Annotated in this window: 27 protein-coding genes; 16 read left to right on the forward strand and 11 right to left on the reverse strand. The window is 71.8% G+C overall.

Translation table 11 applies throughout. The features are described from left to right. Nucleotides 1–6: 6 nt before the first annotated feature. Complete coding sequence (locus Acy02nite_RS05585; RefSeq protein ID WP_203738698.1) at nucleotides 7–798, forward strand: SAM-dependent methyltransferase; 792 nt, start codon at nucleotides 7–9, stop codon at nucleotides 796–798. 68 nt (nucleotides 799–866) lie between these two features. Here Acy02nite_RS05585 and Acy02nite_RS05590 read toward each other — a convergent pair whose 3' ends face one another. From Acy02nite_RS05590 to Acy02nite_RS05605, 4 genes are all read right to left on the reverse strand, one after another. Further along, entirely contained in the window at nucleotides 867–1,745 is an 879-nt protein-coding gene (locus tag Acy02nite_RS05590; protein WP_203738699.1) for a helix-turn-helix transcriptional regulator, read from the reverse strand. 67 nt (nucleotides 1,746–1,812) lie between these two features. After that, the gene (locus tag Acy02nite_RS05595) at nucleotides 1,813–2,676 is read right to left on the reverse strand and encodes a deoxyribonuclease IV (protein ID WP_203738700.1); all 864 of its coding nucleotides are present in this window, start codon (nucleotides 2,674–2,676) and stop codon (nucleotides 1,813–1,815) included. Beyond that, nucleotides 2,667–4,676: a Stk1 family PASTA domain-containing Ser/Thr kinase gene (pknB, locus tag Acy02nite_RS05600; protein WP_203738701.1), complete on the reverse strand. Its 2,010-nt coding sequence runs from the start codon at nucleotides 4,674–4,676 to the stop codon at nucleotides 2,667–2,669. The genes Acy02nite_RS05595 and pknB overlap by 10 nt, the downstream gene beginning before the upstream one ends. 122 nt (nucleotides 4,677–4,798) lie before the next feature. Next, a complete protein-coding gene (locus tag Acy02nite_RS05605) occupies nucleotides 4,799–5,527 on the reverse strand; it encodes a hypothetical protein (protein ID WP_203738702.1) in 729 nt (242 codons plus the stop codon). Between the two features lie 36 nt (nucleotides 5,528–5,563). Between Acy02nite_RS05605 and Acy02nite_RS05610 the strand changes: the two genes are divergently transcribed. From Acy02nite_RS05610 to Acy02nite_RS05620, 3 genes are read left to right on the forward strand one after another with little or no spacing between them, the layout of a single operon-like run. Further along, on the forward strand, nucleotides 5,564–5,914 hold the full coding sequence (locus tag Acy02nite_RS05610) for an Rv2175c family DNA-binding protein (RefSeq protein ID WP_203738703.1): 351 nt from the start codon (nucleotides 5,564–5,566) through the stop codon (nucleotides 5,912–5,914). A 14-nt stretch (nucleotides 5,915–5,928) separates the two neighbouring features. Beyond that, on the forward strand, nucleotides 5,929–6,255 hold the full coding sequence (locus Acy02nite_RS05615; protein ID WP_203738704.1) for a lycopene cyclase domain-containing protein: 327 nt from the start codon (nucleotides 5,929–5,931) through the stop codon (nucleotides 6,253–6,255). After that, nucleotides 6,252–6,611, forward strand: a complete 360-nt coding sequence (locus Acy02nite_RS05620) for a lycopene cyclase domain-containing protein (RefSeq protein ID WP_203738705.1) — start codon at nucleotides 6,252–6,254, stop codon at nucleotides 6,609–6,611. Before Acy02nite_RS05615 ends, Acy02nite_RS05620 begins: the two co-directional genes overlap by 4 nt. On the opposite strand, the gene Acy02nite_RS05625 is transcribed toward Acy02nite_RS05620, so the two are convergent. Continuing rightward, nucleotides 6,592–7,662: a polyprenyl synthetase family protein gene (locus tag Acy02nite_RS05625; RefSeq protein WP_203738706.1), complete on the reverse strand. Its 1,071-nt coding sequence runs from the start codon at nucleotides 7,660–7,662 to the stop codon at nucleotides 6,592–6,594. The two genes, Acy02nite_RS05620 and Acy02nite_RS05625, sit on opposite strands and share 20 nt — an antisense overlap. A 60-nt stretch (nucleotides 7,663–7,722) precedes the next feature. Between Acy02nite_RS05625 and metF the strand changes: the two genes are divergently transcribed. The 5 genes from metF (at nucleotide 7,723) to Acy02nite_RS05650 (ending at nucleotide 12,270) form a co-directional block, all read left to right on the forward strand. Continuing rightward, nucleotides 7,723–8,646, forward strand: a complete 924-nt coding sequence (gene metF / locus Acy02nite_RS05630; protein ID WP_203738707.1) for a methylenetetrahydrofolate reductase [NAD(P)H] — start codon at nucleotides 7,723–7,725, stop codon at nucleotides 8,644–8,646. Nucleotides 8,647–8,788: 142 nt separating this feature from the next. Continuing rightward, on the forward strand, nucleotides 8,789–9,418 hold the full coding sequence (locus tag Acy02nite_RS05635) for a CDP-alcohol phosphatidyltransferase family protein (RefSeq protein ID WP_203738708.1): 630 nt from the start codon (nucleotides 8,789–8,791) through the stop codon (nucleotides 9,416–9,418). A 109-nt stretch (nucleotides 9,419–9,527) separates the two neighbouring features. Next, on the forward strand, nucleotides 9,528–9,965 hold the full coding sequence (locus tag Acy02nite_RS05640) for an HNH endonuclease (RefSeq protein ID WP_203738709.1): 438 nt from the start codon (nucleotides 9,528–9,530) through the stop codon (nucleotides 9,963–9,965). Between the two features lie 143 nt (nucleotides 9,966–10,108). After that, the gene (locus tag Acy02nite_RS05645) at nucleotides 10,109–10,585 is read left to right on the forward strand and encodes a MarR family winged helix-turn-helix transcriptional regulator (protein WP_203738710.1); all 477 of its coding nucleotides are present in this window, start codon (nucleotides 10,109–10,111) and stop codon (nucleotides 10,583–10,585) included. A gap of 32 nt (nucleotides 10,586–10,617) precedes the next feature. Beyond that, on the forward strand, nucleotides 10,618–12,270 hold the full coding sequence (locus Acy02nite_RS05650; RefSeq protein WP_203738711.1) for an MFS transporter: 1,653 nt from the start codon (nucleotides 10,618–10,620) through the stop codon (nucleotides 12,268–12,270). Between the two features lie 188 nt (nucleotides 12,271–12,458). Here Acy02nite_RS05650 and Acy02nite_RS05655 read toward each other — a convergent pair whose 3' ends face one another. Further along, nucleotides 12,459–13,172: a DUF2306 domain-containing protein gene (locus Acy02nite_RS05655; protein ID WP_203738712.1), complete on the reverse strand. Its 714-nt coding sequence runs from the start codon at nucleotides 13,170–13,172 to the stop codon at nucleotides 12,459–12,461. A gap of 82 nt (nucleotides 13,173–13,254) precedes the next feature. On the opposite strand from Acy02nite_RS05655, the gene Acy02nite_RS05660 reads away from it, so the two are divergent. Genes Acy02nite_RS05660 through Acy02nite_RS05670 form a run of 3 tightly spaced genes read left to right on the forward strand, consistent with a single transcriptional unit; the run spans nucleotide 13,255 to nucleotide 15,810 of the window. Beyond that, complete coding sequence (locus Acy02nite_RS05660) at nucleotides 13,255–13,983, forward strand: TetR/AcrR family transcriptional regulator (RefSeq protein WP_203738713.1); 729 nt, start codon at nucleotides 13,255–13,257, stop codon at nucleotides 13,981–13,983. A 43-nt stretch (nucleotides 13,984–14,026) separates the two neighbouring features. After that, nucleotides 14,027–14,512, forward strand: coding sequence for a hypothetical protein (locus Acy02nite_RS05665; RefSeq protein ID WP_203738714.1), 486 nt, complete (start codon nucleotides 14,027–14,029; stop codon nucleotides 14,510–14,512). A 59-nt stretch (nucleotides 14,513–14,571) separates the two neighbouring features. Next, on the forward strand, nucleotides 14,572–15,810 hold the full coding sequence (locus Acy02nite_RS05670) for an MFS transporter (protein WP_203738715.1): 1,239 nt from the start codon (nucleotides 14,572–14,574) through the stop codon (nucleotides 15,808–15,810). On the opposite strand, the gene Acy02nite_RS05675 is transcribed toward Acy02nite_RS05670, so the two are convergent. Then, on the reverse strand, nucleotides 15,752–16,363 hold the full coding sequence (locus Acy02nite_RS05675; protein ID WP_203738716.1) for a TetR/AcrR family transcriptional regulator: 612 nt from the start codon (nucleotides 16,361–16,363) through the stop codon (nucleotides 15,752–15,754). The two genes, Acy02nite_RS05670 and Acy02nite_RS05675, sit on opposite strands and share 59 nt — an antisense overlap. Before the next feature lie 66 nt (nucleotides 16,364–16,429). On the opposite strand from Acy02nite_RS05675, the gene Acy02nite_RS05680 reads away from it, so the two are divergent. After that, nucleotides 16,430–17,824 (forward strand): FAD-dependent monooxygenase, encoded by a 1,395-nt coding sequence (locus Acy02nite_RS05680; RefSeq protein WP_203738717.1) that lies wholly within the window; start codon nucleotides 16,430–16,432, stop codon nucleotides 17,822–17,824. 2 nt (nucleotides 17,825–17,826) lie between these two features. On the opposite strand, the gene Acy02nite_RS05685 is transcribed toward Acy02nite_RS05680, so the two are convergent. Then, nucleotides 17,827–18,390 (reverse strand): TetR/AcrR family transcriptional regulator, encoded by a 564-nt coding sequence (locus tag Acy02nite_RS05685; RefSeq protein ID WP_239174256.1) that lies wholly within the window; start codon nucleotides 18,388–18,390, stop codon nucleotides 17,827–17,829. Between the two features lie 67 nt (nucleotides 18,391–18,457). Between Acy02nite_RS05685 and Acy02nite_RS05690 the strand changes: the two genes are divergently transcribed. Next, a complete protein-coding gene (locus Acy02nite_RS05690; RefSeq protein WP_203738718.1) occupies nucleotides 18,458–18,859 on the forward strand; it encodes a nuclear transport factor 2 family protein in 402 nt (133 codons plus the stop codon). Nucleotides 18,860–19,281: 422 nt separating this feature from the next. Here Acy02nite_RS05690 and Acy02nite_RS05695 read toward each other — a convergent pair whose 3' ends face one another. The 3 genes from Acy02nite_RS05695 to Acy02nite_RS05705 are packed head-to-tail and all read right to left on the reverse strand — an operon-like array spanning nucleotide 19,282 to nucleotide 22,641. After that, a complete protein-coding gene (locus Acy02nite_RS05695) occupies nucleotides 19,282–20,025 on the reverse strand; it encodes a succinate dehydrogenase/fumarate reductase iron-sulfur subunit (protein WP_203738719.1) in 744 nt (247 codons plus the stop codon). Then, nucleotides 20,025–21,971, reverse strand: coding sequence for a fumarate reductase/succinate dehydrogenase flavoprotein subunit (locus Acy02nite_RS05700; protein WP_203738720.1), 1,947 nt, complete (start codon nucleotides 21,969–21,971; stop codon nucleotides 20,025–20,027). Before Acy02nite_RS05700 ends, Acy02nite_RS05695 begins: the two co-directional genes overlap by 1 nt. A 1-nt stretch (nucleotide 21,972) precedes the next feature. Then, on the reverse strand, nucleotides 21,973–22,641 hold the full coding sequence (locus tag Acy02nite_RS05705; RefSeq protein WP_264653259.1) for a succinate dehydrogenase cytochrome b subunit: 669 nt from the start codon (nucleotides 22,639–22,641) through the stop codon (nucleotides 21,973–21,975). 143 nt (nucleotides 22,642–22,784) lie between these two features. On the opposite strand from Acy02nite_RS05705, the gene Acy02nite_RS05710 reads away from it, so the two are divergent. Together Acy02nite_RS05710 and Acy02nite_RS05715 are read left to right on the forward strand one after the other, a co-directional pair. Further along, nucleotides 22,785–23,708, forward strand: a complete 924-nt coding sequence (locus tag Acy02nite_RS05710) for a LysR family transcriptional regulator (RefSeq protein WP_203738862.1) — start codon at nucleotides 22,785–22,787, stop codon at nucleotides 23,706–23,708. A gap of 59 nt (nucleotides 23,709–23,767) precedes the next feature. After that, complete coding sequence (locus Acy02nite_RS05715) at nucleotides 23,768–24,514, forward strand: class I SAM-dependent methyltransferase (RefSeq protein WP_203738721.1); 747 nt, start codon at nucleotides 23,768–23,770, stop codon at nucleotides 24,512–24,514. The last annotated feature ends 117 nt before the right edge of the window (nucleotides 24,515–24,631 follow it).

Consider the following 24,631-nt stretch of genomic DNA (forward strand, 5'->3'; position numbering starts at 1 on the left):
GTGGGCATGACCGACGATCTGGACAACGGCGTGCCGCACTCGGCGCGGGTGTGGAACTACTGGCTGGGCGGCACCGACAACTTCGCGGTGGACCGGGCGGTCGGCGACGACTTCGCGAAGCTCTACCCGGACATCACTCTCGTCGCGCGGCATTCCCGGGCGTTCCTGAGGCGGGCCGTCACCTTCCTGGTCACCGAGGCCGGCATCCGCCAGTTCCTGGACGTGGGCACCGGCATGCCGACGGCGGAGCACACCCATCAGGTGGCGCAGGCCGCGGCCGCCGACGCGAGGGTCGTCTACGTCGACAACGACCCGCTCGTCCTCGCGCACGCACGGACCCTGCTGACCAGCACGCCGGAGGGCCGGGCCGACTATGTCGACGCCGACCTGCACCAGCCGGCCGCGATCATCGAGGCTGCCGGCGCGACGCTGGATCTGACCGAGCCCGTCGGCCTGATCCTGATGAACATCCTCGGTCACGTGCCGGGTCTCGACCGGGCCGCCGCGATCGTCAGCGAGCTGCTCGCGGCCCTGCCGCCGGGCAGCTACCTGGTCACCGCCGACGGCACCGACGTGATCGACGGGCCGGCCTTCACGGAGGCGATCGCGGTGTGGAACGCGAACGCGCCGCTCGGTTACCACCTGCGCCACCCGGAGGAGATCGCCCGTTTCCTCGACGGCCTCGAGGTCGTCGAGCCGGGCCTGGTCCCGTGCTCGCGGTGGCGCCCGTCGCCGGACGCCACCGGCGACGACCTCCGCGAGGTCGACGAGTTCGGCGCGGTCGCCCGCAAGCCCTGACACCTTCCGCGGGCGGCCGGCGGCCGGCGGGCGGTCGGCGGGAGGCGGCCGGCGGTCGGCGGGACGGGTCAGTGGTCCGCCGAGGCGGGAGTGTTCTCGCTGGTCGCCGCCCAGGACGCGAGCAACGCCAAGGCCTGGGCGGTCGCCGAGCCGGGCTCGGCGGTGTAGATGGTGAGGTTGATCCCGTCCTCGGCGCGCAGGTCCATGGTCTCGTAGATGAGCTCGAGATCGCCCACGACGTGATGGTGGAACGTCTTGATGCCGGTGCTGTGCAGGCGCACGTTGTGCGCGCCCCACCGCCGCCGGAACTCGTCGCTGCGGGTGGATAGCTCGCCGACCAGGTCGTGCAGGCCCTTGTCGTGCGGGTCCTTGCCGGCCGCGGTGCGCAGGTTCGCCACGAGCATGTCGGCCGCGAGGTTCCAGTCGGGGTAGAAGCGGTGCGCGGCCGCGTCCAGGAACGTGAACCGGCCGAAGTTCGGCACCCTGCCGCCCGCGGTGGCGTAGAGGTCGCTGTACATGGCCCGGCCGAGCAGGTTCACCCCGAGCAGGTCCTGCCGGTTGTTCACCAGGGCAGCGGGTGCGGTGATCGCGTCCAGCGCCCACTGCAGGCTCGGCCGCAGGGTCCACTGCCGGGGCCGGCGGCTGGGCCGGATGAGCACGCTGGTGCCGTTGGCCTCCTGCGCGAGGCGCATCAGGTGGGCACGTTCGGCGTCGTCGAGTTGCAGGGCGCGGGCGATCGCCTCGAGGACCCCGGCGGAGACCCCGGCCAGCGCGCCACGCTCCAGCTTGGCGTAGTACTCGACGCTCACCCCGGCCAGCGACGCGACCTCGCTGCGGCGCAATCCCGGCACGCGGCGCTGCCCGGCGGCGGGAATCCCGGCCCGCTCCGGGGTGATCCTGGCGCGGCGGGAGGTGAGGAAGTCGTGCACTTCGGCTCGGTTGTTCACCCCTGCGACGGTACGACGTCAGCCGCGCCCCGGCGACGTACTGCCGGTACACCCCTGCGCGCGGAGGTCACCCGTCCCGCAGGCCCTTGAGCAGTGCGATGTCGGCAGCGTGACCCTCGTGCTCGACCGTCGGCGTCTCCACGATGACCGGCACCCCGGCCGTCGCCGGGTGACGGAACAGCTCCGCGAACGGCGCCGTCCCGATCGTGCCCTTGCCGATCGTCTCGTGCCGGTCGCGGGTCGAGCCGCAGGCGTCCTTCGAGTCGTTCGCGTGGATCAGCTGCAACCGGCCCGCGCCGGCCGCGGCGACCAGCGCGTCCAGCGTCTCGGTCATGCCGCCCGGGGTGGCCAGGTCGTGCCCGGCGGCCCAGGCGTGGCAGGTGTCGAAGCAGACGCCCAGCCACGGGTGCCCCTCGACGGCCGCCAGGTAGGCCTCCAGGTCCTGCACCTTCGAGGCGAGGCTGCGGCCTCCGCCGGCGCTCGGCTCGACCAGCAGTCTCGGCAGGCCCTCGGCCGCGGCCGTCTCCAGCAGCGGCAGCAGCTGCTCGTGGAGCTGATGCATGGCCTTCTCGGCGTGCGCCTCGTCGACCGAGCTGCCGGCGTGGTAGACGACAGCGGTCGCGCCGATCGCCTTGCCGCGCCGCAGGGCGTGCTCCAGCGTGGCGATCGAGCGTTCCACCGTGAGCCCGGTCGGCGAACCGAGGTTCACCAGCAGGGAGGCGTGGATGTACGCGGGCAGCTCCCGCTCGCCGATGCCGTCGCGGAACAGCGTGTCCTGCTTCGGGTCGCCGGCCGGCAGCGCCCAGCCGCGCGAGTTGGAGACGTACACCTGCAGCGTCTCCGACCCGGCGGCGTCGGCGTACGGGAGGGCGGCCTTGGCCAGCCCGCCCGACGTCTTCGTGTGTGACCCGATCCGGCGGTCTAGAAGCACGTGATCTGCGCTCCACTGCCCGGCGGGACCTGCGCGTTCGGTCCCGGGTTCTGCTGGTGGACACCGGCGTTCGGGTTCAGCGGGTTCAGGTTGTTCACCTGGACCTGGAGCCCGAGGCCCTTCAGCGTCTGCTCCGCCTGGCCGCACGGCTGGTTGTTCACGTCCGGGACGGTCACCAGCGGCGGGCCCTTGCTGACGTCGAGGGTGATCTCGGCGTTCTTCTCCACGCCGGTGCCCGCCTTCGGCGTCTGCGCGAGAACCTGGTCGGCCGGCTCGTTGCTGTCCTTCGTGCGCTCCAGCGCGGTCAGGCCGGCCCTCTGCAGCTGGGCACGGGCGTCGTTGACGTTCAGCCCGACCAGGTTCGGCACGGTGATCGGGGCGCGGCCCTTGCTCAGCGTCACGGTGACCGTGTCGCCGGGCTTCAGCTCGGTGCCGACCTTCGGGTTCGTGGAGATCACCACGCCCTCCGGGACGGTGTCGCTGTAGGCGCCCTTGACCTCTTTGTATTTCAGGCCGAGCTCCTCGATCGAGGCCTTCGCCGCGGCCGCCTCCTGCCCGCTCACGTCGGGCACCGGGTGCACCTCGGGGCCGAGCGACAGGATCAGGGTGAGCGTGTCGCCCTTCACCACCTTCTCGCCGGGGCCCGGGTTCTGGCTGACCACCGAGTCCTTCGGGACGGTGGGGCTGTACTGCCCGGGGTCGGCGTAGAAGACGCCGAAGCCGGCCTGTTTCGCGGCCGCCTCGGCGTTCGCCTTGGGCAGGCCGACCAGGGTGGGCGCGTCCGTGTACCGCCCGGAGGTGACCCACCAGGTGCTGCCGATCACGACCAGGACGATCACCGCGAGCAGCGAGACCAGGGTGACCCGGCGACGGTCGGAGAAGAAGCCCTCGCGGCCGCGCGGGTCGGCGGCGCCCCGCCCATACGCCGTCGGGCGCGGGGCGGCGCCGCCCTGCTCGGGCAGCCGGGCCCAGGGCGGGCGCTGGGCGCCCGGCTGGTGGAAGCCGCCCGGCACCGGCGGGACCAGCGCGGTCGCGTCAATGGCCGGCACGGCCGGGACGATCGTCGTCGCGTCCGCGGGCCGGCCCGGGACCTGCGGCATCATCGCGGTCTGCAGGTTGATCCCGCCCAGGCCGTCACGGACCGCCTGGACCTCGGTGAGCAGCCGGCCGGCGTCGGTCGGCCGCTCGGACGGGTTCCGCTTGGTGGCCCGGGCGACCAGCTCGTCGAGCGCGCGCGGCAGGCCCGGAACTGTCCGGGAGGGGGGCGGGACGTCGTTGTCGACGTGCTGCCAGGCGACCTCGACCGGGTCGGCGCCGTCGTAGGGCACCTGGCCGGTCAGCATCTCGTAGAGCACGATGCCGGCCGAGTAGACGTCGGTGCGCGCGTCGGCCTGACCGGCCTGGACCAGTTCGGGCGCCACATATGCCACGGTCGCCATCAGCTGGCCGGACTCGTCGACAGTGCTCGCCTCGATGGCCCGCGCCAGACCGAAGTCGGCGACCTTGACCACCGCGTCCACCAGATCGGCCGAGCCACCGCTGGGCGCCTCGGCGACCAGCACGTTCTCCGGCTTGACGTCGCGGTGCACCAGGCCGGCGCGGTGCGCGGCGGCGATCGCGGCGAGCATCTGCTCGAGGATCGCCAGCGCCTCGACCGCGGTCAGCTTGCGCCGCTGGGCCAGCAGGTCACGCAGGGTCTTGCCCTGCACGAACTCCATCACCAGGTACGGCAGACCCTGGTGGCGGCCCTGGTCGTAGACGGCCACGACGTTCGGGTGGGTGAGCCGGGCGATCGTCTTCGCCTCGTCGGTGAACCGGTCGACGAAGTGCACGTTCGTGGCCTGCGACGGGTGGATGATCTTCAACGCGACGGTGCGCCCGAGCCGCTCGTCGGTGGCCCGGTACACGGTCGCCATGCCACCACGGGCGACGCGACCGGTGATCCGGTAGCGCCCGTCAATCGTTGTGCCGATCAACGTATCGGCGACTGTGGTGTCCATCGGCGTGAAGTGTATGTGTCTTTCCGGTGAGGGTGACCCAGGATGTCACAGCTGAGTCCAAACGGGTACCTGAACCACGGTGACCAGCGCCGATTCGCGGCGACCGCACTACGAGACACCGCCTAGCCGTGTTTCTTCCAGTGGCGCCGGTCACGTCGGTGGCCGGCGTCGGCGCCAGGATCGCTCGGGCTCGCGCTCGGTTCCGCCGATCCGCCGGGGGTGGCCGCCGGGCTGCCGGACGGGGATCCGGCCGGGCCGGGGGTGCGGCCGGAGCTCGGTGACGGCGCGGTGGGTGTGGGGACCGGGGGAGTGACGCAGTGACACTCCGGGGTGGCCGCCGGACGGTGACGCGCGGGGGGACGCCGGGTTCCGATCCCCGAGGTGCCGGCTCCGGTCGCGACGGGCACCGCGGCGCCCGTCGCATGCGTGGTGCCCGGAACCGGAGGTGTCGTCCTGGTGGGGCTCGGCGGCCCGATCGCGTCGTCCGGCTCCTCGGGCGCGCCGGTCTCCGGCTCGCCGGGCGCGCCGGTCCGCGGCGCGCTCGCGGGCATCTCGGCGGCGGGCGCCGCGAGCGGCTGGTCGCCGGCGGCCGCGAGACCACGGGTGACCAGCAGATACGACCCGATCGCGCCGGCCAGCGCCAGCAGGCACAACGCCGTCACCGCGACAAATCGCCGCGGCGGCCGGGCGTCGGTCTCCGGCGGCGCGGTCCGCCACTCCATCAGCGAGCCGGGGAACGTGCTCAGCCCGGTCGAGGTGACATCCGCGGAGTCCGGGCGCCCGCGCAGGTCGTACCGCACCGAGCGCCAGGCCCCGGCAAGCTCGCCGCGCATCCTTCGCCACAGGCTCATCAACTGTTCTCCGATCTGGTCTGGCACGCTGTACGCGTGAGCGAACCCGTCACCACCGAACCGTCCGGCTGGGTCAACCTGCCGGATGTCTCCGAGAAGCTCGGCGTCTCGATCAGCAAGGTCAACCAGATGGTCAAGGACGGTGACCTGCTCGTCGTCCGGCGCGACGGCGTGCGTCTGGTCCCGGCCGAGCTGATCGCCAACGCCACCGTCCTGAAGCACCTGCCCGGCGTGCTGAACTTGCTCCGCGACGCCGGGTACAACGACGAAGAGGCCCTCCGGTGGCTCTACGCGCCGGATCCCGAGGTCGGCGGCAACGCCGCGATCGCACTCGGCGGCGACCTGGCCCGGGAGATCAAGCGCCGTGCTCAGGCGCTCGGCTTCTGACCTTCAACCATCAAATGCGACATTTCGCGTACGTCGCGGTGCTCGCCGGCTGCCTGGCCGGCGCGCTCTGGCTGGAGCCGTTCCTGCGGGTCAACGTCCTGCGCAGGTGGCGCCGGCTGCTCCTGACCGTGGTGCCGGTGGCGGCCGTCTTCGTCCTGTGGGACCTGGGCGCGATCGCCGCCGGCCACTGGCACTTCGACCCCGAGCAGATCACCGGCGTCTTCCTCGGCGGTGGGCTGCCGCTCGACGAGGTGTTGTTCTTCCTGGTCGTGCCGGTCTGCGCGATTCTCGGGTTCGAGGCGGTGCGGGCCGTCCTGCGCCGCCCGGCGGGGGACGAGTGACCTACACCACGGCCGCGTTCCTCGGCGTACTGGCAGCTCTGGCTCTTGATCTCTGGGTCCTGCGCACGAGGCTGGTGCGCCGGGTCGTCTTCTGGGCGACGTATCCGATCATCTTCGGTTTCCAGCTGATCTCGAACGGCATCCTGACCGGCCGGAACATCGTCAGGTACGACCCGGACGCGATCATCGGCTGGCGCCTCGTCCACGCGCCGGTGGAGGACCTGCTGTTCGGGTTCGCGCTGGTGCTGAGCACGCTGTCACTGTGGGTGACGCTGGGCCGTCGCGGCATCCAGCGCCACCCTGCGGCGGGCGAGGGTCGCAGTCTCTGGAAGTGGATCAGACGGAACGACGGGTAGCGGCCTCGGCGAGCTGTCGCAGCACGTCGCGGCCCTCCTCCTCGATCGGCGCCGCGGCCAGCGCCGTCAGCGAGGCGGTCATCAGCTCCTCGATGCGTGCCTCGGTCGCGGCGAGAGCCCCGCTGTCCCGGATCACCGAGCGCAACCGCTCCACCCCGGCGTCGTCGAGCTCCTGGTCGCCGAGCGCGGCGTCGAGCTCGGCCCGCCCGGCCGCGTCGAGCACCCCGAACGCAGACGCCACCAGATAGGTCCGCTTGCCCTCGCGCAGGTCGTCGCCGGCCGGCTTGCCGGTCTGCGCCGGGTCACCGAAGACGCCCAGCACGTCGTCGCGCAGCTGGAACGCCTCGCCCAGCGGCAGGCCGAACGCCGAGTACGCCGCGTGCACCTCCGGACCGGCCCCGGCCAGCGCCGCGCCGAGCAGCAGCGGACGCTCCACCGTGTACTTCGCGGACTTGTACCGGGCGACCTTGCCGGCCCGCTCCAGCGAGGTGTCACCGGTCGCCTGGGTCAGCACGTCCAGGTACTGCCCGACGGTCACCTCGGTGCGCATCGCGTCGAAGACCGGCCGGGCCCGCGCCAGGTCGGCGAGCGGCAGCCCGGAGCCGTGCAGCAGCTCGTCCGACCAGACCAGGGCCAGGTCGCCGAGCAGCACCGCGGCGCAGTCACCGAACCCGGCCGGGGAGCCCCGCCAGCCCTCGCCGGCGTGCAGCTTCTCGAACCGGCGATGCACGGCCGGCACCCCGCGCCGGGTGTCCGACCGGTCCATCAGGTCGTCGTGGATCAGCGCGCTGGCCTGCACCAGCTCCAGCGACGCGACGGCCGCGACCACCGCGTCCGAATCGGCGCCGCCCGCCCCGCGGAAGCCCCAGTAGGCGAACGCCGGCCGCAGCCGCTTGCCGCCACCCAGCACGAACTCGGTCACCGTGGCGGACACCTCGGCCAGCGCCGCGTCGATCGACAGCAGCCGGTCACGCTGCCCGGCCAGGAATGCGGTCAGCGCCTTGTCGACACGCGGCCGCAGACCGGCCGACTCGAGCGGGGAAGTCGTCACGGCCCGACGCTACTGGTTCACGAATCCGGCCCGGCGAACCGGCCCGGTACAGTTCCCGGTGTGTCTCTCGGTCTTCCCTCCAAGCTGCCCGGCACCCCGTCGATCGGCGAGCTGATCCGCGGGGCGGCGCCGACGTTCTCGTTCGAGTTCTTCCCGCCGAAGACCACCGACGGGGAGCGGCTGCTCTGGCAGGCGATCCGGGAGCTGGAGTCGCTGCGGCCGAGCTTCGTCTCGATCACGTACGGCGCGGGCGGCACCACCCGGGAGACGACCGTCGCCGTCACCGAGCGGGTCGCCACCGAGACCACCCTGCTGGCGCTCGCGCACCTGACCGCGGTCGACCACTCGATCGCCGAGCTGCGCAACGTCATCGGGCGGCTGGCCGGCGCCGGGATCCGTAACGTGCTCGCCCTGCGCGGCGACCCGCCCGGCGACCCGATGGGCACGTGGGTGAAGCACCCCGAGGGCATCGACTACGCGGAGGACCTGGTCCGGCTGATCCGCGAGTCAGGCGACTTCAGTGTCGGGGTGGCCGCTTTCCCGTACAAACATCCGCGCTCGGCCGACGTGGCGAGCGACACGCGCAACTTCATCCGCAAGTGCCGCGCCGGCGCCGACTATGCGATCACCCAGATGTTCTTCGACGCCGACGACTATCTGCGGCTGCGTGACCGGGTCGCGGCGAGTGGCTGCGACACGCCGATCGTGGCCGGGGTCATGCCGGTCACCCGGATGGCGACGATCGAACGGTCCACGCAGCTCTCCGGGGCGCCGTTCCCGCCCGCACTGCTGCGCGAGTTCGAGCGGGTCGCCGGCGACGACGCGGCGGTGCGCGAGCTCGGCATCGAGAAATGCGCGGAGATGTGCGCGCGGCTGCTCGACGAGGGCGTGCCGGGCGTGCACTTCATCACCATGAACCGGTCGACGGCCACACGTGAGGTCTGGCAGCGGCTCGCCCCGTCGGACGTCGCCGCGGCCGTCTGACCCGCGCCGTGCACCCGTCCCCGCCGCCCGCTGCCCGGGCGTCTGCGCTGCCGTCCCGGCGGCCTGCCCGGCTGTTCCCTGCCCGGCTGCTTTCCGCGCGGCTGCTTTCCGGGCGGCTGGTCTCGCTGGTACGGGACTCGCGGTGACCTGGGACGAGTACGCGGTCGCCTGGTCCGGGCTGCACGGCGGATTCGACCCGCGGAAAGGGTCCCGGGTCGTTCGTGGGTGGGTGCGCACGGCGTACAGAATCGGATCCTGGTTGAGCGGTAAGCGGGTGTCGCCGATGACGGTGACCACCTGCGGCCTGCTGATCTGTCTCGGCGTGCCGGCCGCGGTGCCGCTCAGTCTGCTGCTCGCCGCCGCCCTGGTGCTGGTGGCGGCGCTGGCCGACGGGCTGGACGGCGCGGTCGCGGTGGTCTCCGGGCGGGTCACCAGGACCGGATTCGTGTACGACTCGGTCGCCGACCGGATCGGCGAGGCCGCCTGGCTCGTCGCGTTCTGGTTGGCCGGCGCCCCCGGCTGGCTGGTGGCCGTGGCCGGGGCGGCGAGCTGGCTGCACGAGTACGTCCGTGCCCGCGCCGTCGCGGCCGGCATGTCCGAGATCGGGGTCGTCACCGTGGCCGAGCGGCCCACCCGCGCCCTCATCGCCGGCCTGGGCCTCGCCGCGCTCGCCGTGGTCGATCTGCCCTGGCTGCCACCGGCCTTCTGGGCGGCTTTGCAGATCGCCGGGCTCACGCAATTGTCGGTGGTCGTCCACCGTGCTCTGCGCTGACCTTTAATCGGTTGTCCGGCGTCGATGCCGCGCCTATTTTCTTCCTCAGCAGTTACGCCCCTGAGCTGCTGATTCTTGGTGAGAATAGGTTTGACGGAGGTGAAACGGAATGAGCGCGGTTCTGGTTCTGAACGCCGACTGCGGGCCGCTGCACCGGGTCAGCCTCCGGCACGCGATCCGGATGCTGTTCCGTCAGGTGGCGGTGGTGCACGAGGCGCAGCCGGACGCGACCATCGGCGTCTACCAGGTGCCGACCGTGGTGCGGCTGGTCAGCTATGTGGTGACGCGCTGGCGGCGGGGCCGCGGGCCGGGCTGGACGCGAGCCGGTGTGCTCGCCCGGGACAAGAAGGTCTGCGGTTACTGCGGCGACGTGGCCACCACCATCGACCACATCCTGCCCCGCTCGCGTGGCGGCGGGAACGAATGGCTGAACACCGTGGCGGCCTGCGGTCGCTGCAACAACCGGAAGGGTGACCGGACGCCCGCGGAGGCGCGGATGCCGTTGCGCGTGACGCCGTACGCGCCGGCCTGGGTGACCTTCGCCTGATGACCGGCGGCCGGCGGGTGCACACGGGGACTCGCCGGCCGCCTCTACCCGCCCTGTTTCTTCCCGGGCGGCTCGGGGCTGACTTGTTTTGCTGCCGGCTCCGGATCATCTGGTTGCGGAGGATCCGGAGCTAGCCTTGTTCCATGTCCGCGCCTGAACGCACCGTGCTCGACGTCAGTGGCCTGCTCAACGAGGCCGGGCACGCGCTGACCAACCGGCTCGCCACCGCGCTCGCCGAGGTCGGCCTGACTCCCCGCATGCAGTGCGTGCTGCTCCACGCGCTGGAGGAGGAGCGCACCCAGATCCAGATCGCCGCCCTCTCCCGCCTGGACAAGACGACGATGGTCAGCACCGTCGACGAGTTGGAGCGGCGGGGGCTGGCCGAGCGCCGCCCGTCGGCCACGGACCGCCGGGCGCGGATCATCGCGGTCACCGAGAAGGGCCGGCTGGCCGCCGGCGAGGCGCAGCGGATCGTCGACCGGGTGCACGACGAGGCGCTGGCCGCCTTCCCGCCGGACTCCCGGGCGGCGTTCCTGAGCATCCTGGAAGCACTGGGCAACGACGTGATCACCGGCCCGCAGCCGGTTCGCCGCGCCCGAGCCTCGTCCGCTCCAAGATAGTTTCGAAGCGGATTATCTGTTACGGTCGCTCCATGAGTCCTTCTCGTGGGGCAACACTGACCGTGCTCTGCACCGTCGCGCTGATGATCGTCCTGGACAGCACCATCGTGGCCGTGGCGATCCCGGCCATCCAGCGGGATCTCGGCTTCACGCCGGCCGGGGTGGCCTGGGTCGTCAACGGCTACCTCGTCGCCTTCGCCGGCCTGCTGCTGCTCGCCGGCCGGCTAGGTGACCTCCTCGGCGCCCGCCGGATCTTCCTGGCCGGGCTGCTCGTGTTCACCTCGGCCAGCCTGCTCTGCGGCCTCGCACCGAGCGCGGGTCTGCTGGTCACCGGCCGTTTCGTCCAGGGTGTGGGCGGCGCGCTGGCCTCCGCCGTCGTGCTCGGCATGATCGTCCGCCTCTACCCGGAGCCGGGTCCGCAAGCCCGCGCCATGGGCATCTTCAGCTTCACCCAGGCCGGGGGCGCCGCCATCGGCTTCGTCGTGGGCGGCGTGCTCACCGATCTGGCCGGCTGGCCGGCGATCTTCCTGATCAACGTCCCGGTCGGCGTGGTGGCGTGGTTCCTCGGCCGCCGTCTCCTCCCGCACGCTCTCACGGCCGCGCCCACGACCACAGCCACAGCCCCGGCGACCGGCCCCGCCTCGGCGACCGGCGCAGCTGCGGCCACCGGCCCGGCCGCGGCGACCGGCCCCGTTGCCGGCGTCGAGGCCGCCACCGCCGGCCGCCGGCTCGACCTTCTCGGGGCGCTGCTGGTCACCTCGGGCCTGTCACTCGGGGTCTACGCCATCGTCGCGGCCGGCGAACCGGCTGCGGCAGCGCCCGCCTGGCTGCTCGGTGTGGGCGCGTTGCTACTGGTCATCGCTTTTCTCGTACGGCAGGGGCGCGCGCCCGTGCCGCTCGTCCCGCTGCGCCTGCTGCGCCGCCCGTGGCTGCTCGCCGCGAACGCCGCGATGATCCTGATCCTGGCCGCCGGGATGGGCTTCCAGTTCGTGAACACGCTGTTCCTCCAGCGCGTGATGGGCTTCGACACGCTCCGTACCGGACTCGGCTTCCTCCCCACCCCGATCGTCATCGGCGTGGTCTCCCTCTTCGTGACCGCGCGGCTGACGTCGAGGTTCGGACCGCGGCGGGTCCTGCTCGCCGGGCTCGCGCTCTTCGCGGGCGGCCTGTTGTTGCTGGTGCGGATCCCGGCGAACCCGTCCTACGCGGTCGACGTGCTGCCCGCCATCATCGTGATGGGGCTGGGTGTCGGCCTCACCGTCCCGGCGATCATGATGCTGGCCATGGCCGGCGCGTCCGACGAGGACGCCGGTCTGGTCTCCGGCCTGACCAACACCGCCCAGCAGGCCGGCGCCGCCCTCGGGCTGGCCGTCCTGGCGGCCGTGTCCGCGGGCCGGACGTCCACCCGGCTCGCCGCCGGCGTCCCCGAGACGGTGGCGCTGCGTGACGGGTACAGCCTGGCCTTCCTCACGGCGGGCGCCTTCATCGTCGGCGCCCTGCTGATCGTCCTCACGGCCCTGCGTCGTCCACCGGCCCCGGAAGTCCCTCTCCCCGCCGAGGAACTGCCTCCCGTCGACGTCGAGCGGCCCCTGCCCGCGGTCGACGGCGAGCAGCGCAGTCCTTTCGTCGAGACGCCGGCCGAACCTGGTCGTCCTGCGGTGGCCGCTTGCTCCGCGGAGCGGTGACACCTCGGCCCGGCGTGCCGCATCAACCGTGAATGCCAGCCGCGCTGTCGAGGCTGGTGCTCACGGCTCTTGGCCCGCCTTGCTGCAGCCGTGGCGGCCAGCTGGACTGTCGGAGCTGGTGCTCATGGCTGTCCGGTCGGCCTGTGGCAGCCGTGAGTGCCGGCCGGGCTGCCGGAGGCGAGTGGTTGTCAGGGGGCGGGGACCGCGGGCTCGCGCGCCGGCTGCGGCGCCGGGCGGATGGCGGGCCGGCCCTTGGTGCGGCCCCGCTCCAGCCACCACTCGGCGATCAGGAACGGCACCGTCCAGCCCAGCCACGACGAGGCGCCCGAGGCCACCCAGCTGAGCAGCCCCTCGTCCCCGTGGAACGTGGTCTCCAGTTGCGGGGACAGGCCGATCACGAACACCGCGCCCCAGATGCGGTTGGTGATGATCGACGCGGTGAGGGCGAAGCTGCGGATCATCCAGCGGCGGTGCTCGCCGAAGCGGCGGTGGCGCGCGGCCCGCCAGCCGGTCACTGTCACGCCCAGCCAGAGGACGGCGAGGATGACGTCGCTGGTGCGGGTCACCGGACCGTACGGCGTGAACGCCCCGATCGTCAGCGCGCACAACCCGGCCGGCAGCACCCCGCCGAACACGTAGACGCGGCCGATCCGCCGGTGGGCGACGGGGTGCTGCTGCCGGAACCACGGCCAGATCTGCAGCACGGCGGTGACCAGCGCGACGCTGCCGAACAGCACGTGCGGCACGAGCAGCCAGAAGTGCGCGACGCCGAGCGACGCGGGCTGCGGGACGCGCGACTGTGCCGGGTCGAAGCTGAGATACGGCGGGATCGAGAACGCCACGAAGATCACCACGACGGCGGCGAGCGGGACGATCCACGGGCGTTGCCAGAACCGGGCCATGTCAGTTCCCCCATCTGCGTATGTCCTACGCAGCTGAGCGTATGACGTACGCAGTAATCCGCCAAGCCCCTACGATGTGCCAATGGCCAGCGATCTGCCCCGTACGTTGAAAGTGCTCTGGGGTGTCGCGGAGCGACCCGCCCGCGGCCCGCAGCCGACGCTGAGCCTGGACCGGATCGTCGCCACCGCGATCGAGATCGCGGACCGGGACGGCCTCGCGGCGCTCTCCATGGCCCGCCTCGCGGAGCGGCTCGGTTGCGCCCCCATGTCGCTCTACCGGCACGTGGCGAACAAGGACGAGCTGCTCGTCTTCATGCAGAACACCGCTCCGGGCGAGCCGCCCGTGCTGCCGCCGGGGTGGCGTGACGGCCTGGTGACGTGGGTGCGGGCGTTGCGCGGCGTGCTCTACGCACATCCGTGGATCCTGCAGGCCACGGCGGGCCGGCCGCCCCTGGAGCCGGGCCAGCTCGCCTGGCTCGACCGGGGGCTGTCGGCGTTCCGGGACACCCCGCTCAGCCACCGTGAGCGCGGTGACCTCGTGCTCGCCGCCCTGTACCTGGCCCGCGGCGAGGCGCACATCAACGCGGTGCTGCTGAGCGGCCCTCCCGATGTGACCGAGGACTACGGCACCCTGCTCGCGCGTTTCGTCACCGCGGACCGCTTCCCGGCGCTGGCCGAGGCGATCGCCGCCGGTGAGTTCGGGGGCGGCGAACCGGACAACAGCTTCGAGATCGGCCTGGCTCGCCTGCTCGACGGCATCGAGCTGCTCATCACGGCCCGAGAGGATCAGCCCGGGCCGCAGCCGGCCTGAGCGATCGTTGTCAACGAGTCGTTGACAACGATAGGGTCTGCTCGTGGTGGACCTGAGCGAGCTGCGCGAGATCCATGCCCGGCGTGCCCGGTTGGACGCCGAGGAGCTGGCGCTGATCGACCGGGCCCGGCGCGACGGCGCGACGTGGCCGGCGATCGCCGCCGCTCTCGGCCTCGCCAGCCGCCAGGCGGCGGAACAACGCCGCCATCGCCTCGCCCGAGGTGCCGAGAGCGAGGCGCGGCCGCGGCGTTCCAGCATCGATGCGGCGTACGGCGACAAGCCGCCCCTGCTGCGCGAAGCCGCCCTGGCGCTGCACCGCCGGATCGGCGCCGACCGCCGGTGGGACGGCCGGTTCCCGCGCGCGGCCCTGGTCCGGGAGACTCTCGCCGCCACGCCCGACGCTCCGCCGGGCGCCCTTTACGACCTGGTCGGTCAGGCGCTCACCGATCTCGGCGTGCCCCTCCCGGCGACGTTGCGAGCCGCCGTCGACCGCCTGCGCGCCGGTTTCGAGGCGGCAAGCCAGGGTTGACACGTGTCCGCTCAAGTGCACAGGATGTGAGCCCGCCATACTCGATCCTGGGGTGACGCATGCGCCGGAACGCCGTCCTGTTCGTGCTGATCTCCCTGTGCTCCGGGTTCGGCAGTTTCGCGATGGGGATCGCCGCCGGTCTCTGGATCCTCGACCTGACCGGTTCCGCGGGCCTGGCCGCCGTCGCCGGGCTCGGCACCTACCTGCCGGTGCTGGCCGCGCCGTGGCTCGGCGCCGTGGTGGACCGGCTCCCGCGGCGACCGCTGGTGATCACCGTCGACCTGGTGATCAGCGCCGCGATCCTGGCCCTGCTCGCCGCGCCGTCCGCGCTGTGGATCTACCCGGTTCTGCTGATCCGGGGCCTCAGCTACGTGCTGCTCGACGCGGGGGAGTCCGCTCTGCTCCCGGCGGCCCTGTCACCTTCGATGCTGGGGGACGTCAACGGGTGGCGCTCGTCGGCCCAGGAGGGCGCGAAACTCGTGGCCCCGCTCGCCGGCGCCGCCCTCTACGCGTGGCACGGCCCGCAGGCGGTCGTTCTGCTGTGTGCGGCGTTGCCGCTGCTCACCGCCGCCATGTACGCCCTGGTCCGTTTCCCCCGGCCGGCCCCCGCGCCCGCCACCCCGGCCGATGCCACCACGCCGGAGCCGACGGTGGCGACACTGGGGTGGGCCGGCGTGCGGGCGGGGCTCACCGCACTGTGGCGGGAGCCGATGCGGACCCCGGTCCGGACGGCGGCCGTGACTATCGCGGTCTCCGGCCTGACCAACGCCGCGGTGCTGCTCCACCTGGTCGGGGGCCTGCACCGTCCCGCCACCGATCTGGGCTGGCTCTCCAGTGCCCAGGGCGCCGGTTCGATCGCCGGCGGGCTGGTCGTGGGCCGCCTGCTGGCCCGCGTCACCGCGGCCCGGGTCGCGGCTCTCGGCGCCACGCTCTTCGCCGTGGCCTGTGTGCTCTGGTCCCTGCCCTGGTGGCCGGCGATGATCCTCGGAAGCGTGGTCACCGGCGTAGGCCTGCCGTGGACCCTGATCGCCGGCATCACCGCCATCCAGACCGGCACCCCGGAGCACCTGCTGGGCCGCGTGGCCGCCACCGGCAACCTCGTCATGTTCGGCCCGATCTCGGTGGCCATCCCCCTCGGGGCGGCTCTCACCGCTCTCGGTCCTCGCCCGCCCCTGCTGCTGGGCGCCGCCGCGTCCCTGGCCGCGGCCCTGCTGGCGAGCCCTGTCGCGAGGTGCGGGCCTACGACGGACGGGGAAGGGGACCGAGGCCGCCCAGCCCGGCGTGCAGGAAGCCGGTGAGGGTGTCGATCACCTCGTCGTCGGAGAGCTCGCGGCCCAGGTCGGGGCGGTTCGCGGAGAGCCAGCTCGTGGCGAAGGCGCCGATCGTCGTGCCGAACAGGGCGGCGCAGAGCAGCGGGTCGCCCGGGAGATCGAGTTCGGACAGGTGGTCCGCGATGTGGCTCAGGTCGGGGGCGAGCAGGTCGCGGCTGCGCTCGGCGAACGTGGCGGAGACGAGCGCGGCCTGTTGCAGCGCGAGCATGACGACGTGGTGCCGGCGGTAGGCGGACCAGAACGACGCGACGTGCCAGCGGACCGTCTCACGATCGCGGAAGTCAGTGCCGTGGCCGGGCAGCTGGGCGCTGGCGTCGCCCTCGGCGAGCACGTCCGCCAGCAGCGCCTCGAGCAGCGCCTCCTTCGAGGCGAAGTGCTTGTAGAACGAGCCGGTGGCCCGGCCCGCCTCGGCGGTGATGTCAGTGATCTTGGTGTTCAGGTAGCCGGCGCGCTCGAAGACGCGGACCGCGGCCGCTTTGAGCTCTGCCTCGGTCTGCGCCGCCTGTTCCTTGCGGAGCACCGCGTCACCACCATTCGAACAACCTGACGCCTTGACCGGAGCGTATCAGCGCTCTACGGTGAATCTATGTTCACTGAATCAGAATTCATCGTAATCGCCGGAGCCGGGCCGACCGGGCTCACCGTGGCCCGCCAGCTGCAGCGATACGGCGTGCCGTTCCGCGTCCTGGAGAAATCGCCGCGCCCGTTCGACGGCTCGCGCGGCAAGGGCCTGCAGCCGCGCACCCTGGAGGTGCTCGACGACCTGGGACTGATCGCGCGGTTCCAGCAGTCCGGCAGCGACTACCCGGCGTTGCGGGTGCACCGGCCGGACGGCCAGACCGTCGAGTGGCGGATGGACGAGCTGCACGAGGCGACACCCGACGTGCCGTACCCGAATGCGTTGATGGTTCCCCAGTGGCGGACGTCCGAGCTGCTCGCGGACGGGGTGCCGGTCGAGTTCGGTGTCGGCGTCGACGCGGTCGAGCAGGACGCCGGCGGGGTGCGGGTCACGCTCGACACCGGTGAGGTCGTCACCGCGCGTTACCTGGTCGGGGCCGACGGCGGGCGCAGCACGGTCCGGCGGGCGCTCGGGGTGGAGTTCCTGGGCTCGACCCACGAGGACGAGCGGATGTTCATCGCCGACGTCCGGCTGACCGGTGTGGATCGCTCGCACTGGCACGTCTGGCCGGGCGACCCCGGGTTCCGGCTCGGTCTGTGCCCGCTGCCCGGCGATGGCGAGTGGTGGCAGCTCACCGCGCCGCCCACGGAGACGCCGGTGCCCGAGCTGGTGGCGTCGGTCGACCCGTCGATCTCGGTCACGGAGGTCGCCTGGACGTCGCAGTTCCGGGCGAACATCCGGATGGCGTCCCGCTTCCGGGCCGGGAACGTGTTCCTCGCCGGCGACGCCGCGCACGTGCACTCCCCGGCCGGCGGGCAGGGGCTCAACACCGGCGTCCAGGACGGGTACAACCTGGGCTGGAAGCTCGCGACCGGCAACGACGTGCTGCTGGACACCTATGAGGCGGAGCGCCTGCCGGTCGCCGCTGACGTCCTGGGCATCAGCACCGAGCTGCACCGCCGCCACGTCGACAACCGGGACGACGCGATGCGCCGCGACGACCCGGCGCTGCGGCAGCTCACGCTGAACTACCGAGGCGGCCCGCTCGCCGCCGAGCATCGCGCCGCGCCGGGCCGGATCCAGGCGGGCGACCGGGCTCCGGACGCGCCGCTCGGCGACGGCCGCCGGGTGTTCGACCTGCTCCGCGGTGGTCACGCGACGCTGCTCGCCTTCGGCCACACGGACGCCTTGCCGGCGCTGCCGGCCTCGGTGCCGATCCACCACGTCACGGCCGCCGCGGTCGAGGAGGCCTATGACGTACGGGATCCCGCCCTGCTCCTGATCCGCCCCGACAACTACGTGGGCTGCGCGACCCAGGACCCCCAGGACATCCTCGACTACCTGAAGCTGATCGGCCGGTGACCTCAGTGTGGGCCGGGTCGCGGGCGTAACCCGGTGAAGATGACGGCGAGGGTGCGTTCGCGCAGCGAAGTGTCCCAGCCGCCGTGCAGGGCGCCCTGGGTGACGCTGATCAGCAGGGCCATGACCTCGGGGAGCTGGATCTCCGGGCGGACCGTGCCGACCGCCTGCGCCTGGGCCAGCAGCGTGCCGACCGCCTGCTCCAGGTGGGTGACCGCCTGGGGGAGTTGAACGTCGACCCCGGCTCGGGCGAGCAGCTCGACCACCGAGCGTTTGCCGGCCGCCTGCGCTGTCAGCCGGGTGAAGAACTCGAAGAGACCGTCCGGGCCGCTCAGCTCGCCGGCCTCCGCGATCAGGCGGGTCAGCAGGCGTTTCATGATCGCGGCGAGCAGGTCGTCCTTCGTGGGGAAGTGGCGGAAGACCGTGCCGATCGCCACGCCGGCCCGGCGGGCCACCTGCTCGGTCGACGCACCGGCGCCGCTCTCGGCGAAGACGGTCTCGGCCGCGTCGAGGATGCGAGCGCGGTTGCGCTGGGCGTCGGCGCGCAGGGGTGGGCCGTCCTCTGGCAAGTTGAGTCTCCACTCACTATTGTCGGCAGGAAGTCGAGTTGTCACTCATCTTAATCGGGGGTACGTCGTGACGCCTCAGGAGATCTTCGCCCGGATGCGGGAGCAGTGGCTGGCCGGGGAGCCGACGTACGACGGTGACATGCTCGCCGACGACGTGGTGGTGGAGACGCCGTTCGCCGCGCCCGGACGGCCTACCCGCACCGAGGGCAAGGAACGAGTGCTCGCGCAGACCCGGGCAGGGCGGGCGAGCTTCCCGGTGCGGTTCGACGACTGCCGGAACGTGGTGATCCACGAGACCGCCGACCCGGAGGTGATCATCGTGGAGTACGAACTGGCCGGCACCCACGACGTGACCGGGGTGCAGGCGTCGGCGCCGTTCATCGGGGTGCTGCGCACCCGGGACGGCCTGCTCGCGGGCTGGCGCGAATACCAGCACACGATGGCCATCGCCGCGGCCCTCGCCACCTGACAGCGGCAGCCGGGACGGGCTCGCGAGGTTGCCGCGGGGCCGGGCCGCGGCGCGCTCACGGTCCCGGCTGGTGCTCATGGTCGTTATGAGGCACGAATAACGACCATGAGCACCAGCCGGAAAAGCCGCAGCCGCGTGCCTGCCGTGCCCACCGCGAACCTCGCGGGGGTTCTTCTGACCGCGCCCACCCACGGAGATCGCCCTTGCGGCCTGAGCGTTCAGGGCGCGCCGGCGCCCTGCTCAGGACGGAAGGGTCCCCGCGGGAGCGACGATCCGGACCACAGCGGAGAGAGGCAATGAAGATCTTGAATTCGGGGGAACCGGGCGCCCGGCACGCCGTTGTGCCGGACACCTGGAGTTTGCTGGTGGCGGGACGTCGTGCGGTCCCGCCACCAGGCGCCGCCGGAGACGGCAACCTCCGGTCAGCTCTTCGCGACGGCCTTGCGGTAATCGCTGTTGAGGCGGCCGATCAGGCTCAGCGGGATGCCCTTGGGGCAGACCTCCGCGCATTCGCCCATGTTGGTGCAGCCGCCGAAGCCGGCGTCGTCCTGCGCCTGCAGCATGTCGATGACGCGGCTGTCCCGCTCGGGCTGGCCCTGGGGCATCAGGCCGAGGTGGGTGATCTTCGCGGCGGTGAACAGCATCGACGAGCCGTTCGGGCAGGCCGCGACGCAGGCGCCGCAGCCGATGCAGGTGGCCGCCTCGAACGCGGCGTCGGCGTCCTTCTTCGGCACCGGCGTGGCGTGGGCGTCCGGCGCGGTGCCGGTCGGGGCGCTGATGTAGCCGCCGGCCTGGATGATCTGGTCGAAGGCGGTCCGGTCGACGACCAGGTCCTTGATCACCGGGAACGCCTTGGCGCGCCACGGCTCGACGTCGATCACGTCGCCGTCCTTGAAGTGCCGCATGTGCAGCTGGCACGTCGTGGTGGCCTTCTCCGGGCCGTGCGCCACGCCGTTGATCACCATGCTGCACGCGCCGCAGATGCCCTCACGGCAGTCGTGGTCGAACGCGATCGGGTCGTCACCGTCGAGGATCAGCTTCTCGTTCAGGACGTCGATCATCTCGAGGAACGACGCGTCGGGGGAGATGTCCTTGACGTCGTAGGTGACCATGCGGCCCCGGTCGGAGGGACCGGACTGGCGCCACACCCGTACCTGAATGTCCATTACTTGTAGCTCCGCGTGCTCGGGTGGACGTACTCGAATTCGAGCATTTCCTTGTGCAGGGTCGGCCGGCCGTCGGCGGCGAAGTACTCCCACGCCGCGGCGTAGCTGAACTCGTCGTCGTGGCGCAGCGCCTCGCCGTCCGGGGTCTGCGACTCGGCCCGGAAGTGACCGCCGCACGACTCCCGCCGGTGCAGCGCGTCGATGCACATCAGCTCACCGAGCTCGATGAAGTCGGCGACGCGGCCGGCCTTCTCCAGGTTCTGGTTGAGCTCCTCACCCTTGCCGGGCACCTTCACCCGGGTCCAGAACTCCTCCTTGAGCGCGCGGATCAGGCCGATCGCCTTGGTCAGGCCCTCCTCGGTGCGCTCCATGCCGCAGTACTCCCACATGATGTGGCCGAGTTCGCGGTGGAAGGAGTCGACGGTGCGGTCGCCGTTGATCGACAGGAACTTCGCGATCCGGTCCTCGACCTGCCGGCGCGCCTCGACGACCGCCTCGTCGTTGCCGGACACCTTCGGGAAGGGGCCGGACGCGAGGTAGTTGTTGATCGTGTTCGGCAGTACGAAGTAGCCGTCCGCCAGGCCCTGCATCAGCGCGGACGCGCCGAGCCGGTTGGCGCCGTGGTCGGAGAAGTTGGCCTCGCCGACGACGAACAGGCCGGGGATCGTGGACTGCAGGTCGTAGTCGACCCAGAGGCCGCCCATCGTGTAGTGCACGGCGGGGTAGATGCGCATCGGCGTCTCGTACGGGTCCTCGCCGGTGATCCGCTCGTACATCTCGAAGAGGTTGCCGTACTTGGCCTCGACCGCCTTGCGGCCCAGCCGGTTGATCGCGTCCGCGAAGTCCAGGTAGACACCCAGGCCACCGGGGCCGACGCCGCGGCCTTCGTCGCAGACGTTCTTGGCGGCCCGCGACGCGATGTCCCGGGGCACCAGGTTGCCGAACGACGGGTAGATGCGCTCCAGGTAGTAGTCGCGCTCGTCCTCGGGGATGTCCGAGGCCCGGCGGGTGTCGTTCTGCGCCTTCGGCACCCAGACCCGGCCGTCGTTGCGCAGCGACTCCGACATCAGGGTCAGCTTCGACTGGTGCGAGCCCGACTCCGGGATGCAGGTCGGGTGGATCTGCGTGTAGCAGGGGTTCGCGAACAGCGCGCCCTTGCGGTGCGCCCGCCACGTGGCCGTGACGTTGCAGCCCTTGGCGTTGGTGGACAGGAAGAACACGTTGCCGTAACCACCGGAGGCGAGCACCACGGCGTCCGCGAGCTCGGTGGAGATCCGGCCGGTGACCATGTCCCGGACGACGATGCCCCGGGCCTTGCCGTCGACGATGATCAGCTCGAGCATCTCGTGCCGGGCGTTCATCTCGACGTTGCCGAGGCCGATCTGCCGCTCCAGGGCCTGGTAGGCGCCGAGCAGCAGCTGCTGGCCCGTCTGGCCCCGGGCGTAGAACGTGCGGGACACCTGGGTGCCGCCGAACGAGCGGTTGTCGAGCAGGCCGCCGTACTCCCGGGCGAACGGGACGCCCTGCGCCACGGCCTGGTCGATGATGTTCACCGACTCCTGGGCCAGGCGGTACACGTTGGACTCGCGGGCGCGGAAGTCGCCGCCCTTGACCGTGTCGTAGAACAGCCGGTATACGGAGTCGCCGTCGTTGCGGTAGTTCTTCGCGGCGTTGATGCCACCCTGCGCGGCGATCGAGTGCGCGCGGCGCGGGCTGTCCTGGTAGCAGTAGGACTTGACGTGGTAACCCTGCTCGGCCAGCGTCGCGGCGGCCGAGCCGCCGGCCAGGCCGGTGCCGACCACGATGACCGTCAGCTTCCGGCGGTTCGCCGGGTTGACCAGCTTGGCGGCGAACTTGCGGCGCTCCCAGCGGGTCTCGATCGGTCCGTCCGGGGCGGCCTTGTCGACGACCGGCTCGCCCTCGGTCCAGAAGTCAGTGTCAGCCATGTCAGTCCACCAATCCGACCAGCACCGAGAACGGCACCGAGAGATACCCGACGACCAGAACCGCGGACAGGACGGCCGCGATGGTCTTGGCGCGGCGCTGACCCTTCTCGGTCTGCTGGCCGAGCGTCCGTGCCGCGCTGAAGATGCCGTGCCACAGGTGGAAACCCACGGCCACGATCGCCAGCGTGTAGAAGAGGGTCACGTACCAGCGGCCCGGGGCGAAGTCGGCGACGACGTTCGCGTACGGGTGCTCGTGGTCCCCGATCGGGTTCACCGTGCCGGTGGTCAGGTCGAGGATGTGGAAGATGATGAACAGCAGGACGATCACGCCGCCCCAGCGCATGGTCCGGGCGGCGTAACTGCCCTGGACCTTGGGCCGGTGCGCGTACTTGACCGGGCGCGCCTTCTTGGCCCGGACGGTCAGCACCGCGGCCGTGTAGATGTGCGCGAGCACGGCGAGGGTCAGGACGCCTCGCTGGATCCACAGGTACCACATGTGCGGCAGCAGGGGCGTGCCGAGATCCCGCAGCCAGTGCGCGTAGTGATCGAAGTCGGTGCCGCCCAAGAAGATCTTGAGGTTGCCGATCATGTGTACGTAAAGGAAGAGGATCAACAGGATGCCGCTGACGGCCATGATGATCTTGAGGGTGACCGACGAGGGCCGGACCACCGTGCGCGGGGTGGGCGTTGCCGTCGCCCCCGCCGCGTTCTTGGTCTTGGGAATTGGAGTGTCTACCGCCACAACCTGGACGTTAGAAACTCCCAGGCGATTCGTCTAATGCATGATCGGGCCGGTTGCCATAGCGATAGGCTATTACGGTGCAGCTGCAACAGCTTCGGTACTTCCTGGCAGTGGTGGAGACGCGACATTTCACCCAAGCAGCGGACATTCTGGGCGTCTCGCAACCTACGTTGAGTAAGCAGATTCACACCCTGGAGTCGTCCCTCGGTGCGCCGCTCTTCGAGCGCATGCGGGGCGCGGTGACCCTCACGGTGGCCGGCGAGACCCTGCTGCCGATGGCCCAGCGGATCGTCGCCGACGCCGACGCGGCCCGTGACGCGGTCCAGGACATCGTCGGCCTCCGCCGCGGCGAGGTGCGCCTGGGCGCCACCCCGAGCCTCTGCTCCTCCCTGGTTCCGGCCGTGCTGCGGACATACCGGGCGGATCATCCCGGCGTCAAGCTGCACATCAGCGAGGGCAGCTCGCAGGACCTGATCGCCGGCCTGCTCGCGCACACCCTCGACCTGGCGCTGATCGTGGCGCCCGAGCACGGCGTGGACCAGTCGCTGGTCACCACCGAGCTGGTCCGGGAGAGCCTGGTGGTGGCCTCGGTCGCGGACGGGCCGCCGCTCACCGTCGCCCGGCAGCTGGAGCTCGGCGAGTTGCGGCACACGCCGATGGTGATGTTCCGGGAGGGCTACGACATCCGCGACGTCACGCTGCACGCCTGCGAGCGGGCCGGCTTCACCCCCGAGCTCGCCGTCGAGGGTGGCGAGATGGACGCCGTGCTCGCCTTCGTCGAGGCCGGCCTCGGGGTCGCGCTGGTGCCCAGCATGGTCCTCGCGAACCGGCCGCTGCTGCGGGCCACGCCGCTCGCCCCGCCCGGCATGCGCCGGACGATCGCCCTGGCCCAGCGCCGGGCCGCGGTGCTGCCGCACGCCGCGGCCGCGCTGCGCGACGTCGTGCTCGAGCACATCGCCTCCGGGAAGCTGCCGTTCGGCGTACGCGCTCTCTGAAGACCGTCCACTTAGGGTAGTCAACTGCCCACCACGCGTTTACAGTCCAGGGTGTGTGGATGGGCGAGTTCCACGACCCGCGACTCGTCGAGGTCTACGACGCCGAGTGTCCCTGGGGCTGGGAAGACGACTTCTTCATGGCGGTGCTCGCCGAGCGCTCCGCCCACCGGGTCGTCGACCTGGGCTGCGGCACCGGCCGGCTGGCCATCGCCATGGCCGGGGCCGGGCACGAGGTGACCGCCGTCGACCCGGCAGTGGCCGCGCTGGCGGCGGCCCGGCGCAAGACCGGCGGCGAGCGGGTGCGGTGGCTGCAGGGCACGGCCGGGCAGTTGGCGGCGCGCTCGTTCGACGCCGCGTTCATGACCGACCACGTGGCACAGTCCTATCCGGACGACGAGGAGTGGGACGGGGTGCTGCGCGGGCTGCGCCGAGCCCTGGTGCCGGAGGGGCGCCTGATCTTCGACAGCGGCGACCCGGCGTTCGAGCCGTGGGCGCTGTGGAACCCGCGGGACTCCCTGCGGACCGTGCCGCTCCCGGACGGTGCGGCGCGGGCGTGGAGCGAGGCCGCGGAGGTGGAGCCGAACGTCTGGCACGTCACCGAGCGCTACCGGTTCCCGGACGGGCGGGAACTGGCGAACTCGGCGACGCTGAGGTTCCGTACCGAGGCGCAACTGCGTGACTCGCTGCGCGAGGCCGGCTTCCGGGTGGACCGGGTCTACGGCGGCTGGGGCCGGGAGCCCGTCGGTCTCAGCGGTGACGGCGAGTTCATCGTGATCGCCGTCGCCACCCCTCGGCTGATGTCCTGATCACGCCCCGGCCGGAAGCGGAACGGTCACGGATGTGCCGAGATGTTGTGCGGAACCTTAGGTGCCGTTGCGGGACCTGAAACCGGGACTACTATCCGCAACCATTGGGGTCGGTCT

The organism is Actinoplanes cyaneus (assembly GCF_016862095.1).
GTDB lineage: Bacteria > Actinomycetota > Actinomycetes > Mycobacteriales > Micromonosporaceae > Actinoplanes > Actinoplanes cyaneus.